Annotated in this window: 10 protein-coding genes; 4 read left to right on the top strand and 6 right to left on the bottom strand. The window is 55.0% G+C overall.

From position 1 onward, the window contains the following. Positions 1-95 precede the first annotated feature (95 nt). From KWG64_RS10100 to KWG64_RS10090, 3 genes are all read right to left on the bottom strand, one after another. Positions 96-1,745, bottom strand: coding sequence for a Na+/H+ antiporter (locus KWG64_RS10100; protein WP_104924212.1), 1,650 nt, complete (start codon positions 1,743-1,745; stop codon positions 96-98). An 806-nt stretch (positions 1,746-2,551) separates the two neighbouring features. After that, positions 2,552-3,919 (bottom strand): NCS2 family permease, encoded by a 1,368-nt coding sequence (locus KWG64_RS10095; RefSeq protein WP_195825247.1) that lies wholly within the window; start codon positions 3,917-3,919, stop codon positions 2,552-2,554. Positions 3,920-4,346: 427 nt separating this feature from the next. Beyond that, complete coding sequence (locus KWG64_RS10090; protein WP_218521823.1) at positions 4,347-5,015, bottom strand: glutathione S-transferase family protein; 669 nt, start codon at positions 5,013-5,015, stop codon at positions 4,347-4,349. Between the two features lie 266 nt (positions 5,016-5,281). Between KWG64_RS10090 and KWG64_RS10085 the strand changes: the two genes are divergently transcribed. Further along, positions 5,282-7,375, top strand: a complete 2,094-nt coding sequence (locus tag KWG64_RS10085; RefSeq protein ID WP_218521822.1) for a bifunctional diguanylate cyclase/phosphodiesterase — start codon at positions 5,282-5,284, stop codon at positions 7,373-7,375. Positions 7,376-7,394: 19 nt separating this feature from the next. Here KWG64_RS10085 and KWG64_RS10080 read toward each other — a convergent pair whose 3' ends face one another. Then, the gene (locus KWG64_RS10080; RefSeq protein WP_195825250.1) at positions 7,395-8,963 is read right to left on the bottom strand and encodes a methyl-accepting chemotaxis protein; all 1,569 of its coding nucleotides are present in this window, start codon (positions 8,961-8,963) and stop codon (positions 7,395-7,397) included. Between the two features lie 224 nt (positions 8,964-9,187). Next, complete coding sequence (locus tag KWG64_RS10075) at positions 9,188-9,994, bottom strand: inositol monophosphatase family protein (protein ID WP_255562149.1); 807 nt, start codon at positions 9,992-9,994, stop codon at positions 9,188-9,190. Positions 9,995-10,146: 152 nt separating this feature from the next. Here KWG64_RS10075 and KWG64_RS10070 point away from each other — a divergent pair, with 152 nt between their 5' ends. From KWG64_RS10070 to modA, 3 genes are all read left to right on the top strand, one after another. Next, on the top strand, positions 10,147-10,779 hold the full coding sequence (locus KWG64_RS10070) for a LysE family translocator (RefSeq protein WP_104924206.1): 633 nt from the start codon (positions 10,147-10,149) through the stop codon (positions 10,777-10,779). A 111-nt stretch (positions 10,780-10,890) separates the two neighbouring features. Further along, complete coding sequence (locus tag KWG64_RS10065) at positions 10,891-11,979, top strand: ABC transporter substrate-binding protein (protein WP_218521821.1); 1,089 nt, start codon at positions 10,891-10,893, stop codon at positions 11,977-11,979. A 49-nt stretch (positions 11,980-12,028) separates the two neighbouring features. Next, positions 12,029-12,769, top strand: a complete 741-nt coding sequence (modA, locus tag KWG64_RS10060; protein WP_218521820.1) for a molybdate ABC transporter substrate-binding protein — start codon at positions 12,029-12,031, stop codon at positions 12,767-12,769. 7 nt (positions 12,770-12,776) lie between these two features. On the opposite strand, the gene KWG64_RS10055 is transcribed toward modA, so the two are convergent. Beyond that, complete coding sequence (locus tag KWG64_RS10055; RefSeq protein WP_195825253.1) at positions 12,777-13,634, bottom strand: PA4780 family RIO1-like protein kinase; 858 nt, start codon at positions 13,632-13,634, stop codon at positions 12,777-12,779. Positions 13,635-13,803 lie beyond the last annotated feature (169 nt).

Raw genomic sequence — 13,803 nt, 5'->3', positions numbered from 1 at the left:
ATGCCGTACTGCTCTGTTTCCGGGTGAAAAAAAAGGCTTCCCGCAACGTTCGCGGGAAGCCTTTTATGGCAGATTAACGCCGGAAAACCGTTGCGTCAGACTTCTTTTTCGACCAGCAACGCTTCCAGCAAATCGAGGTCGTGCAGCAGTTTTTGCAGCGTTTCATTGCTGATTTTCTGGGTTGCGCGCAGATGATATAGCTCACCGCGCTCGGCCCGCAGCGCGGTCAGACGGAAGCGACGCTCTAAGTTTTCAAGCTTCAGCGCGGTTTCCATATCATCACGATTCGCCGTCCGCCGTCGCAGCGTGCCTATCACGCGGGAACTGATTTCCTTCAGCGTCTGTTCATCGATGTTTTCTTCGGTATCCGCCGCCAGACGTTCTTCCATCTTATGCAGGCTTTCAATCGCCACTTCGGCGGCCACGGATTTCGCCATGCGCTCTTCTTCGCGATACGTCGTTCCGTCGGCCACGACTACGCCTTTGAGCAGGAACGGCAAGGCAATCACACCGGCAATCAGGGAGAACAAAATGACGCCCGTCGCCAGGAACACCAGCTGATAACGCGACGGGAAGGCCGAACCGTCGGCGAGGAACAACGGAATCGACAGCACACCGGCGAGCGTAATCGCCCCGCGAACACCGGCAAACGACGCGACCCACAGCTCACGCGTGCTGTAGCTGCCGAACAGCAACGGTTTCTTTTTCAGGAAGCGATTGCTGAAGTTTTTCATCACCCACAGCCAGACGAAACGCAGGATAAGCAGCGCAAAATAGATGATCCCGACGTCCGCAAACAGGTGCCAGGTGACGATTGACGGATCATGAGTGGCCTGATCAATCGAGTTTTCCAGAATGCCCGGCAACTGCAAACCGAGCATGATGAACACCATGCCGTTGAACACGAATTCCAGCATCGCCCAGACGCTGTTCGCGCGCAGACGCATCGCCAGCGGCGCGTTACGGATAATGCCAGACTGGCTGATGGTCATCCCCGCGGCGACCGCGGCCAGAATGCCCGACACGCCGATGTGTTCAGCAATCAGGTAAGACGCGAACGGCAGCAGCAACAGGAAGACGATTTGTGTCGCCGGATCATCGCCGCTCCAGCGGCTCATGATGCGCAGCGATTTACTGTACAGCCACGTCACCGCGACACCCGCCATCAGGCCGCCGATGGCGACTTTGAGGAACTCAACGGTCGCGCCGCCGACGGTGAAAATCATGGTGCCCATCGCCACGGCGATCGCAAATTTGAGTGACACCAGGCCGGACGCGTCATTCATCAGCGCTTCACCTTCGAGCACGCCCATGATCGACTTCGGAATGCGGCCCTTGCCCACAATCCCACCCAATGCCACGGCATCGGTGGGTGACAGCACCGCCGCCAGCGCAAACGCCGCAACCAGCGGAATATCCGGCACCATCATATAAATCAGATAACCGATACCGACGACGGTGAGCAACACCAGCACCAGCGCCAGCCCGAGAATTTCGCGCCCGTGGTGGAGGAATTCACGGGTCGGGGTTTTCCAGCCATCAGCAAACAGCAGCGGCGGGATGAAGAGGACGAGAAACAGTTCCGGATCGAAATCCACATGCAGGCCAAAACTCGGCACAGCCAGCACCGCACCGACGGCGATCTGCATTAATGGAAGAGGAACCTGAAACGGCAACATTCTGGTGACGACACCGGAGAGCGACACCACCAGAATCAAAATCAGAATGGTAAAGAAGATTTCCATGCTTTCCTTAGACTCTTGTTTTTATGATTTCAATCAGACGGGGTCTGACACATACAGAGGGAATAGTAGATCAAAAGAGGACATGATTTAAATCGATGCGTGCGGTTGGGACGCAGTGACGTTTATGACAAGGTCAAATTCAAGGTCGTGGGTTGCCACTCACACTGGCTTTAAGGTCAAAACCTTGGGCTCGCCGCCCAAACCGGCCCAAAGGGTTTTAAACGAAACCCTTTGGAATCCTGCGTTTTTTTAACTGCGCGCTGTCGCTGGGTCGATGGACGTGTTCTGTTGCTTCCGCGTGTGGCGCAAATCCAGGCACTTCGTGCTGCCTTCACTCGGTCTTCGAGCCATAGGTCTCGAAGCCGCTTCGTTCAGCTGGATTTTGAGCGCGCCAGCTTACCCTTCTTAAAGATAAAACCAGTCTGCATTTGAATTTAGAGAAGCCAGTGGCCGCTTTCAAAACGACGTCGAGCGAGGAGTGAGAAACGGCAAGAGTCTTTTTTCGAGCAGGTTCGAACCCAAAGCGAGAGCACCGCGCAGCGGCGGCGTTTGCGGCACTAGCCAGAGTCGCTGAAACATAGCCAACCAGCGACAGCGCGCAGTAAAAAAAGCGAGGAGAGTGCAGAGAGGAAAAGCACTTTCCTCTCTGCTCGGTTTCGGCGCGAAAGGCCATGTGATAACCGCACATGAAAAACCGAAACTTACGCCAGCCTGTCTTAAAAATCGCTAATGGCGGCGTTCACCGCCATTGAAAAACCGAAACTTTCACCGTCAGAAATGGCCGCCCCGAATGCCCGGCCTGGCATTCAGATCGCCCATCCACCGGCATAAAACACCACTAACGCGACGGCGATAACCACCGTTCCGACGTTCAGCTTGCGCCATTCACCGGAGAAGATACGGCCAATGACCAGCGCGCTGAAGCCCAGCATGATGCCGGTGACGATGTTACAGGTCAGCACGATGAATACCGCGCACAGCAGGCCGGACATCGCGTCTACGAAGTCGTTGAAATCCAGTTTGGTCACGTTGCTGAGCATCAGCAGGCCGACGTACATCAGCGCTGGCGCGGTCGCGTAGGCCGGAACCAGATAGGATAACGGAGACAGAAACAACATCAGCAGGAACAGAACGCCGACGACGGTAGCCGTCAGGCCAGTTTTGCCGCCTGCCGCCGTACCCGCTGCGGATTCAATGTAAACCGCTGCCGGTGACGCGCCGACCAGAGAGGCAAAAATGCTGCTTACGGAGTCCGCCGTCAGGGCTTTGCCGCCGCTGATAATCTGACCGTTTTCGTCGAGCAGGTTTGCCTGCCCGGCGACGGCGCGGATGGTGCCGGTGGCATCAAAGACCGCCGTCATGACCAGTGCCAGAACGCTTGGCAGCACGGCGGCTTTCAGCGCGCCCATGATATCGAGATCGAAAATGACCGATTTGCCGTCTGCACCCGCCAGTGAAGGCATCGCGAACAGGCCCTGATATTTCACCGCAGGATCGAAAATCAGGCCAATAATGGAAATCGCGATGATCACCAGCAGAATGCCGCCGGGAACGCGCAGTTTCTCAAGGCCGAAAATCACCGCCAGACCGAGCAAGGTCATCACAACCGGGAAAGAGGTAAATGCGCCCAACGCGACCGGTAAACCATCCAGCGGGTTTTTCACCACCAGGCCGACGCCGTTGGCTGCGATTAACAACAGGAACAGGCCGATACCAATGCCGGTGCCGTGCGCAACGCCGGTCGGCAGGTTGCGCAAAATCCACGACCGGATGCCGGTGACCGAGATAATCGTGAACAGCACGCCCATCAGGAATACCGCGCCTAACGCCACCGGCACGCTGATGTGCTGGCCGAGTACCAGGCTGAATGCCGTGAACGCCGTCAGGGAAATCGCACAGCCAATCGCCAGCGGCAGATTCGCCCACAAGCCCATCAGCAGCGAGCCAAAACCGGCAACCAGACAGGTCGCGACAAACACCGCGCTCGGCGAAAATCCGGCTTTACCCAGCATGGACGGCACCACAATCACCGAATAAACCATCGCCAGAAACGTCGTTAAACCGGCGATCACTTCCTGACGGACGTTGCTGCCACGCGCACTGATTTTGAAAAATGCATCAAACGGGCCTTTTGGCGCAACAGCGCTGCCCGTCTGAGGGTGTTGACTCGACATGGAAAATCCTCTGAATGTCTTTACTGATTAGCCGGCGTGGTCATTATGAAATCGTTTCTGCACGTTCGCTTCCTTACCCGTAGCCTGAAACCGCCGAAATCAGCGTCAGATCTACAAGGCAAACGTTTAACTCGCATCGCGTATGGCGGGCCTGAAAAATTAAGCAAACGATTATCCGGCCTTTAAACCCCACATTTCAACTACGATCGACGACAATTTACCGTTGTCCGGTCAATAAAAACGCGGTTGTGATGTAAATTCAGCCGGCTGGCGATTTGCTGTGCGGTATCGGTTGCGCATCAGCGTTTTTGGCGGCGGTGAACGGCAAAAGCAAAACGGACAAGAACAGGATTATTTCTCAGGTTTATTATGTTGCGCTCATGACGACACTCGCTCTCCGTCCGGGCGCAACAAAATAACCGCCAACTTAACGCAATATCGTGAAAGGTCCGCCGCTTTCCAGCGCCTTCTGATAAGCCGGACGCGCGGTCACATTTGATAACCATGCATTTAAGTGTGGGTATTGTCCGAGTCCGGCGCGGGCATTTATGGCTTCTATCGGGAAGCTCATCTGAATATCCGCCGCGCTGAACTGATATCCGGCGAAATAAGGATGAGTGGCAAGATGTTTCTCCAGATAATCCATGTGGGTATAAATTTGTTTATCCAGATAGTTTTTCTGCACGCCCTGCCCGATTGCGCCTGCGAGCGGACGGATAAGCCACGGCATCGGCGGTTTGCCTAAGCGGCTGAAAATCAGTTTCATCACCAGCAACGGCATCAGCGAACCTTCCGCATAATGCATCCAGTAACGGTATTGCTGACGCTCAGCGAAGGCCGACGGTTTCAGCGCGCGGTCTTCATCATAAACTTCCTGCAAATATTCAATGATGGCGCCGGACTCCGCGAGGATCAGCCCGTTATCTTCCAGCACCGGCGACTTGCCCAGAGGATGTACTTTTTTCAGCGCAGCAGGCGCCAGCATCGACTTTTTATCCCGCTGATAATGCTGAATTTCATACGGAACGCTCAGTTCTTCAAGCATCCATAAGATTCGCTGCGAACGTGAATTATCCAAATGATGCACTGTGATCATAAATACCTTCCGCCCTGTTTCATTTAATTATTTGTTAACTATAGACAAGGCCTGAATAGCCGGATCATATTCATTTAAAAACCATGATGTTTCTCAGGTTTATTAGCAGGGAGATTATGCCGAAATTATTTTCATTTGATTAAAATCACTTACGGATTAATCTTAATTACACGAAAAAAATTATCGTAACTTCATTCGCCTTTAATAAATCTTAATGCCATTATCGCCGAATCTAAAATAGACCCCCTGCCTGTGTGGAGCCTTACATGTTTTCCAGTAATTACAACAATGTGCTTGTCATGTTTTCGTTCATTGTTGCAATGCTTGCCTCTTATACCGCGCTTGATATGGCTGGCCGGGTTGCCACGACAGAGGGAAAGGCTTCCCGTCTCTGGTTGAGCGGGGGCGCCATTGCGATGGGCATCGGTATCTGGTCCATGCATTTTATCGGCATGCTGGCCTTTAATTCCGCCATGCCAATGGGTTACGACCCGGTGATTACGCTGCTTTCCATGTTTATTGCCATTATCTCTTCCGCCTTTGCGCTGTGGCTGGTTTGCCTGCCGCATTTACCGACCGGGCGTTTGCTGGCCGGGGCATTGCTGATGGGCGGCGGGATTTCCGCCATGCATTACACCGGTATGGCCGCGATGCTGATGATGCCGCCGATTGTTTACGATTACTGGTGGGTTGCGCTGTCCGTTGCTGTGGCAATTGTCGCCTCGGGCGCGGCGCTGTGGATGGCGTTTCATTTGCGTCAGCAATCCCCGAACGTCCGGCTGTTGCGCATCAGCGCGGCGGTGATCATGGGTACAGCTATTGTCGGCATGCATTACATCGGCATGGCGGCAGCACAATTCCCGACGGACAGCCACAGTATGGCGGCGTTCAGCGGCGTCGATAACAACTGGCTGGCGCTGCTGGTGATCGTGGTAACGCTGGCGATTCTGGCAATCACGCTCATTATTTCGATTCTCGATGGCCGTATGCAGGCGCGCACCTCCATTCTGGCGTCGTCGCTGGCGCAGGCTAACCGCGAACTGACGCAGCTGGCGCTGCACGACAATCTCACCCGCCTGCCAAACCGTTTGTTGCTCGAAGACCGTCTCGGCCAGGCATTTCAGAAAGCGTCGCGCGGTGAATCTCAGTTTGCCGTGCTGTTTCTCGATCTCGACGGTTTTAAAGCGGTCAATGACGCGTTCGGCCACCATATCGGCGACCAGTTGCTGATCTCGGTGACGGAACGTCTGCAATCTCAGCTGCGCGCTACGGATACGCTGGCGCGTCTGGGTGGCGATGAATTTATCCTGCTGGTGGAAATCACCGATCCGACCGACGCCTCGCAGCTCGCCGACCGGCTGGTGCATCTGATTGCGCGTCCGTTTTACGTTTCCCGCTACGAGCTGCTGGTATCTGCCAGCGTCGGTATTGCGGTGTATCCGGGCGACGGCGAAAACGAGCGCGAACTGATGCTCAATGCCGATGCGGCGATGTACCACACCAAGAATTCAGGCCGTAACGGACACAGTTTCTTCCAGCCATCGATGAACGCCAACGCGCAAAATCAGTTACAGATGCTCAATGATTTGCGTCTGGCGATTGAACACCACGAGCTGCGTTTACATTATCAGCCGAAATTTATAGCGCCTTACGGGCCGGTCAGCGGGTTCGAAGCACTGCTGCGCTGGGAGCGCAACGGCACCACGCTCAGCCCGGATGTCTTCCTGCCGCTGGCGGAAAAAACCGGTCTGATCATTCCGATTGGCGAATGGGTGCTGAACGAAGCGTGCCGCCAGCTGCGTGAATGGCATCTAGCCGGACACACAAACTGGACCGTCGCCGTTAACCTTTCTACCTTGCAATTTGAGCAGGCTAATCTGGTGGAAATGGTGATTGATACCGTTGAGCGTCATCAGATCCCGCCGGAAATGCTGACGCTGGAAGTCACCGAAACGACGGCGATGCGCAACCCGGATGTCAGCGTGGAAATCCTCGAGCGCCTGACCAAATTCGGCGTCAAAGCGTCTATTGATGATTTCGGTACCGGCTATTCCAGCCTGCTGTATCTGAAACGTCTTCCGGCCAGCGAACTGAAAATCGACGGCGCGTTTATTAACGATCTGATTGCCGGAAGTGAAGACGCCAGCATTGTGTCGGCGATTATTGCGCTGGGCCAGACGCTGAATCTGAAGGTCGTGGCCGAAGGCGTGGAAACCATCCAGCAGCAGGATTTCCTGACGCAGCTGGGCTGCGACACCTTACAGGGCTATCTGCTGGGGCGTCCGATGACACCACAACAGATTGCCCAGCATCCCGATTCTGACTGGGAACCTCAGTTGAACATCATCGATAAAGTCTGAGGGTGTTCTGCCCTGACATTCAGCCCTGAAGCGCCGCCGTGCGGAAATAACGCACGGCATTGCGCAACTCGATGCTCTGTTCCGTCAGGGATTGCGCGGCGGCAGCGGCCTGTTCAACCAGCGCCGCATTCTGCTGCGTGACCTGATCCATCTGATCGACCGCAATTCCCACTTCATGAATGCCGGTATGCTGCTCCGAACTCGCGGTTGAAATTTCACTGACGATACCGGCGACTTTATTCACCGAGCTGACAATTTCCTGCATCGCTTTACTCGCGCGATCTGCCTGCTGCGACCCTTCAGCGATTTTGCTGACCGTCCCTTGGATCAGGTCTTTTATTTCTTTCGCCGCCTGCCCGCTTTTTTGCGCCAGCACGCGCACTTCGCTGGCGACCACGGCAAAACCTTTCCCCTGCGTCCCGGCGCGCGCGGCTTCCACGGCGGCATTCAGCGCCAGCAAGTTGGTCTGAAACGCGATGCCCTCAATCACGCTGATAATGTTGATAATCTCGCGGGAACTGCCCGAAACATCGCGCATATGTGCCTGCATACCGGTCACAATCGCGCCGCCCTGCGAGGCCGTTTTCGACGTTTCATGCGCCAGCGCACTGGCTTCGCGGGCGTTTTCGGCATTCTGACTGACGGTCGTCGTCAGGTTTTGCATGTTTGAACTGGTCTGCACCAGCGACGCCGCCTGCTCTTCCGTGCGCTGTGACAAATCAATATTGCCCTGCTCGATCTCACTCGCCGCATGATTGATGGATTCGCTGCCTTCCATAATCTGATTAATGGTTTTATTGAGCTGCTGATTCATGCCTTCCAGCGAGGCCAGCAGGCTGCCGGTATCGCCGGGTTTCAGCTCAATTTTCGCCGCCAGATTCCCGGCGGCGATTTCACGCATGATCGACGCCGCATACGCCGGTTCGCCGCCCAGTTGTTTCACCAGATTACGCGCCAGCAGTAACGCCATCGCCAGCGAAACCAGGAAAGCAAATCCCACCAGCGCCAGGAACATCATGCTGGCATTGTGATAACTGTTGCGGGCCTGCGCGGCAGCCTTTTCGCTGTTCGCCAGCTCGTCGCTGACCAGCGTCGCCAGATCGGCCATCAGTTGCGTGCGGTATTTACGTGAGTTATCGCCGCTGATTTGCGTCGCCTGCGCAATATCGTTGCGCTCAACGGCAGCAATCACGGCATCGTTCGCCAGCGAGAACTGCGCAAAGTTATTCACGATTTGCGTAAACAGCGCGGATTTACTGCCGCCGCTGTCCAGCTTCTGATAGGCGTTTTCGGCTTCTTTGAACGTCGCCACGGCCTGCATGATTTCACCCCGGTGGCCGTCGCGCGGCGCACCCTGGGGTGAGGCAATGTACTGCACCTGTTGCAGACGCAGTTCGGCCAGCGTGCCGCGCATTACCAGCGGGTACTGAACGCCGGGAAGCCGGTAGGCGCGGTAGCTTTCAATTTGCTGATTGCTGCTGTTGAGCAGCCAGGCGGACATCGCCGCGAGGATCAGCATCAGACCCAGAACGAGTGCAAACGCACCCAGTAAACGCGTCAGGACAGAGAGATTGGTTATTTTTTTCATTCGGACACTTCGTTAATTCAGTGACTTGAAACTCTGATAACGGCAAGTGAAGGGATAACTTTAGGATAAATGAAACTATATTTCAGTTTGTTAAACACTGACTTTCAAAATGTAATTCGGGGGTTACCGGACGAATTTTTCGTGTTACCTGCAGGGGCTGAAAACTTGATGTGGCAGGCATTTTTGGCGTTACGCTCATTTATGCTGAGAATAACGCCAGAAGGTTATTTCGGGGAGAGATCCGGCCATAACGGCTGAACCACGGACAGCAGATTTGCCGTGCCGGCGGCCACGGACATGTGGCGGTAATTATCGGTGCCGTCCGGCAACTGAGTGAAATTCACCACGGTTTCCAGCCCGGCTTCCTGACATATCACCGCGCCGCCGGCGATATCCCACAGCGTGGTGCGGCGTTGCAGATGCCCGTCGATAATCCCTTTGGCGGCAAACACCATACCGACGGTGGTGCAACGGTAACAATGCACCGACCATTCTGCCGCACGCAGCCCCTGATAAAACGCCGACGCCTCATCCAGTTTGTCGTCCGAACTGTCGCCCAGCGACACGATCTGGACATCACTAAAACGGTCGTCGCGGCGCAAAGGTTTGCCGTTATGGAAAATGCCCTTTCCGGATTCTGCGGCAAAAAGTTCATTCAGCACCGGCAGCGCAACCACGCCAATCACCGGTTTTTTTTGTTCGACCAGCCCGAGCGAAACGCCCCACAACGGCGAACCGCGCAGGAAATTCGACGTACCGTCGATCGGATCAATCACCCAGCAGGCCGCATCCGTCAGCACGCCGCCCAGCTCTTCGCCGATAATCGCGTCCTGCGGAAAATGCTGCGCCAGCTGTGCGCGGATAAACTGCTCTACCGCCACGTCGGCTTCCGAAACAAAATCCTGCGTCCGTTTACTGCTGACTTCGATACTGTCCCGGCGGTTGAAAAAACCCAGCGCCAGTTCTGCCGCCTGAGCCGCAATCTGACTGGCTAACGCCAGCTTTGCGGACATCGTAGTGTGAGTCATCATAAATCCTGATTTTTCAGTCTGAAGAAAAAATACGCGGTCATAGAATGCACCGGAATTGATGAATAAAAAATGACAACCTGCCGCTTGCCAAAACAGCGTAAAACCTTCTATATCTGTGTGCTTAACTTTTCAGCGTGATGCCGGAGAAAACCATGCCAGACGCCGCCCATTGGATCCCCTTCTTACTGATTTGTGTTGGCCTGGTGTTAACGCCCGGCCCGAACATGATTTACCTGATTTCGCGATCGCTTTGTCAGGGCCCGAAAGCCGGGCTGATCTCCCTTGGCGGCGTGGTGCTGGGTTTTCTGTTTTACATGTTGTTTGCCGCGCTCGGCATTACCGCGCTGCTGATGGCGGTGCCGTTTGCTTATGACGCCTTGCGGATCGGCGGTGCGGCGTACTTGCTGTATATGGCGTGGCAGGCGGTGAAACCCGGCGGGCGATCGCCGTTTCAGGTCAGAGATTTGCCGCGCGACAGCAACAGAAAGCTGTTTACCATGGGGCTGGTGACCAATTTACTGAATCCGAAAGCCGCAGTGTTGTACCTGACTTTATTGCCGCAATTTATCGTTCCGGAGCAAGGCCACGTCCTCACACAATCTCTGGTGCTGGGCATCACGCAAATCATCGTCAGTTTTACCTTCAATGCCCTGATCGCACTGTCGGCGGGATATATCGCCCTGTTTCTGGCCGGTCGCCCGTTGTGGATGGTGCTTCAGCGCTGGTTCATGGGCGCGGTGCTCGGCGGGCTGGCGGTACGTATGCTGCTCGACGGACGTAAATAGCGCCATAAAACAGATAAAGCCGTTTCTGAAAGCAGCTTTGTCTGTGGTCATATTCAGTCCTTTATTAACGCTATATAATCCTCTGCACAACGAAAACAGAGGAATTCCTTCGTGCGCGCATTTTCATCCAAACTACTGCCATCCGCTTTACTGCTCGGCCTTGCCCTAAGCTTCTCGTCGCAATCCGCTCTGGCCTCACGCCAGATCACCGATCAGCTCGGGCGTCAGGTGACGATCCCCGATCGGGTTGACCGCGTGGTTGTGCTGCAACACCAGACGCTCAATCTTCTGGTTCAGCTTGATGCGACCCAGGACATCGTCGGCGTGCTCAACAACTGGCAACAGCAGCTGGGCAGCGGTTATGTTCGCCTCGCGCCATCTCTGGAAAAAACGCCAGTGGTAGGCGATTTAACCAGCGTGAACCTGGAAAGCGTGGTCGCCCTGCATCCGCAGGTGGTATTCATCACCAACTATGCGCCGCAGGAAATGATCGACCAGATCAGCCAGACCGGCATTGCGGTCGTCGCCGTTTCTTTGCGCGATGATCCGAAAGGTGAGGAACATAAGATGAATCCGGTGCTGCCGGATGAAGATCAGGCGTATACCGAAGGTTTGAAAAAAGGGATCCAGCTGATCGGGGAAGTGGTCAACCGCCAGAAACAGGCGCAGTCATTGATCGACTATACTTTTGCTCAGCGCCAGTTAACCGGCACGCGGCTGAAAAGCGTTCCGGCTGACCAGCGCATTCGCACTTATATGGCCAATCCTGACCTGACCACTTACGGTTCCGGCAAGTATACCGGGCTGATGATGGCCCATGCCGGTGCCATGAACGTGGCCGCCGCGACCGTGAAAGGCTACAAACAGGTTTCGCTGGAGCAGGTGATCGCCTGGGATCCTCAGGTAATCTTCGTGCAGGACAGGTATCCGGAAGTCGTCGGTCAGATCAACCATGACCCGAAATGGCAGAGCATTGATGCGGTCAAAAATCACCGCGTTTATCTGATGCCGGAATACGCCAAAGCCTGGGGCTACCCGATGCCTGAAGCGCTGGCGATTGGTGAATTGTGGATGGCGAAAAAACTGTATCCGCAAAAATTCGCTGACATCGATATGCAAAAACAGGCTGACGCTTATTATCAGCGCTTCTACCGGACAGACTTCAAACCTGCCGCAGAAGCGACGCACGCGGGGAAATAACCTCATCCCGGTGCCGTACTTTTTTGGGGTAATGTGACAAGGAGCTCTGATGACAAACTCGATCAAAGTGCTGGCCGCAGGCAGCCTGCGCCGCGCATGGGCACCGCTGTGTGAGGCTTTTCAGGATAAAACCGGCGGCAAGGTGGTGACCGAATTCGGCCCCGCCGGGCTGCTGCGCGAAAGAATTGAACAGGGCGAAAAAGTCGACTTATTCGCCTCGGCCAATACCGCGCATCCGCTGGCGTTGCAGCAACACGGCAAGGCGCTGGAAGTGGACGTTTTCTGCGGAAACAGCCTGTGCGTGACAGCGCGCAAAGGGCCGGAGCTGGAAAAACTGAACTGGCTGAATGTGTTGCTCGACTCGCGTTTTCGTCTGGCGACCTCGACGCCGCAAAGCGATCCTTCCGGCGATTACACCTGGCAGATGTTTGAGCTGATTGAGCGGCGTCATCCGGGCGCGGGCGAGGCTTTGCGTAATAAAGCGCTGCGGCTGGTCGGTGGCGCGAAATCGGCCAAAGTCCCGGAGGGCAAACTGGCGGCAGAATGGCTGATTTGCAGCGGTCAGGCCGATGTCTTTATCGGCTACACCAGCTACGCGGCGTTGTTACGGGAAAATGATACGCTGGAAGTGTTCAACGTTCCGGCAGATTACAACGTGCGGGCGCGCTATGCGCTCGCGACGTGTACAGAAAAGGGCAAACCGCTGGCAGAATTTATTCTTTCAGAAACCGGCCAGCACATTTTGCAGAATGCCGGTTTTTGCGGAAAACATTCGGTGATGCAGGAATAACCACCGGTTAGTGGTCCATATCCCGTTCTTTCATTGCGCGCTGACGATCGTAATATTCATCTTCAGCGGCGATGATTTCATCGAGCAGGGAATCCACATCCGCTTTATGCGTATCTTCGGCGAACTGACCGGTCAGAGGCGTTTCCGGCGTCAGTTTGCCGTCTTCATACAACGCCCAGATTTCTTTCGCATAACGCGTTTCCAGCAGCTGCGGCGCGAACTGACCATAATATTCGGTCATATTATTCACATCGCGCTCAAACATCGATTCGGCATGGTTGTTCGCGGCGGCGTCCACGGCCTGCGGCAGGTCGATAATCACCGGCCCGTCGGCATCCATCAGCACGTTAAACTCTGACAAATCCCCGTGAACGATACCCGCGCACAGCATGCGCACAATATTGCGGATCATGGTTTCGAAATCCGCCACGGCTTCTTCTTCGGTCAGGATAACGTCGCTCAGACGCGGCGCGACCACGCCGTCAGCGTCAGTGATCAGCTCCATCAGCAACACGCCATCCAGACAAATGTAAGGCTGCGGCACGCGTACCCCGGCGTTTGCCAGACGGAACAGCGCATCCACTTCTGCCGTTTGCCAGGATTCTTCCTGCTGCTTGCGCCCGAACTTTGACCCTTTTTGCATCGCACGCGCGTTGCGGGTGTTCCGGACTTTTCGGCCTTCCTGATACTGCACGGCCTGCTTGAAGCTACGCTGTGTGGCTTCTTTATAAACTTTGGCGCAACGAATCTCTTCACCGCATAAAACGGTGTACACGTCGGCTTCTTTGCCACTTTTCAAACGACGGACCACATCGTCGATCAGGCCGTCATCCACCAGAGGTTGGATTCTATTTGGGATTTTCATGCAGCCTTGTACCTTATTTCAGCGCATGAGGGAATGACCTGCGCAATATTCCCTGCATTACACACCAGACACGCCGTTCGCGTCATCCTTTCTTAATCCTTCTTTCTCACTATACTCAAGGCTACAGTTTAACGTAGTGGCGCAGGAGTGGATACTTTCTGCGCACAGG

The organism is Rahnella sp. PD12R (genome assembly GCF_019200965.1).
Taxonomy (GTDB): Bacteria; Pseudomonadota; Gammaproteobacteria; order Enterobacterales; family Enterobacteriaceae; genus Rahnella; species Rahnella laticis.
This window is presented reverse-complemented; position numbering and strand designations above follow the sequence as displayed.

Excerpts from the sequence above, each read along its gene's own strand:
- KWG64_RS10090 (WP_218521823.1), bottom strand. The coding sequence starts at position 5,015 with ATGATCACAGTGCATCATTTGGATAATTCACGTTCGCAGCGAATCTTA.
- KWG64_RS10075 (WP_255562149.1), bottom strand. The coding sequence starts at position 9,994 with ATGATGACTCACACTACGATGTCCGCAAAGCTGGCGTTAGCCAGTCAG.
- KWG64_RS10080 (WP_195825250.1), bottom strand. The coding sequence starts at position 8,963 with ATGAAAAAAATAACCAATCTCTCTGTCCTGACGCGTTTACTGGGTGCG.
- modA (WP_218521820.1), top strand. The coding sequence starts at position 12,029 with ATGACAAACTCGATCAAAGTGCTGGCCGCAGGCAGCCTGCGCCGCGCA.
- KWG64_RS10095 (WP_195825247.1), bottom strand. The coding sequence starts at position 3,919 with ATGTCGAGTCAACACCCTCAGACGGGCAGCGCTGTTGCGCCAAAAGGC.
- KWG64_RS10070 (WP_104924206.1), top strand. The coding sequence starts at position 10,147 with ATGCCAGACGCCGCCCATTGGATCCCCTTCTTACTGATTTGTGTTGGC.
- KWG64_RS10100 (WP_104924212.1), bottom strand. The coding sequence starts at position 1,745 with ATGGAAATCTTCTTTACCATTCTGATTTTGATTCTGGTGGTGTCGCTC.
- KWG64_RS10055 (WP_195825253.1), bottom strand. The coding sequence starts at position 13,634 with ATGAAAATCCCAAATAGAATCCAACCTCTGGTGGATGACGGCCTGATC.
- KWG64_RS10085 (WP_218521822.1), top strand. The coding sequence starts at position 5,282 with ATGTTTTCCAGTAATTACAACAATGTGCTTGTCATGTTTTCGTTCATT.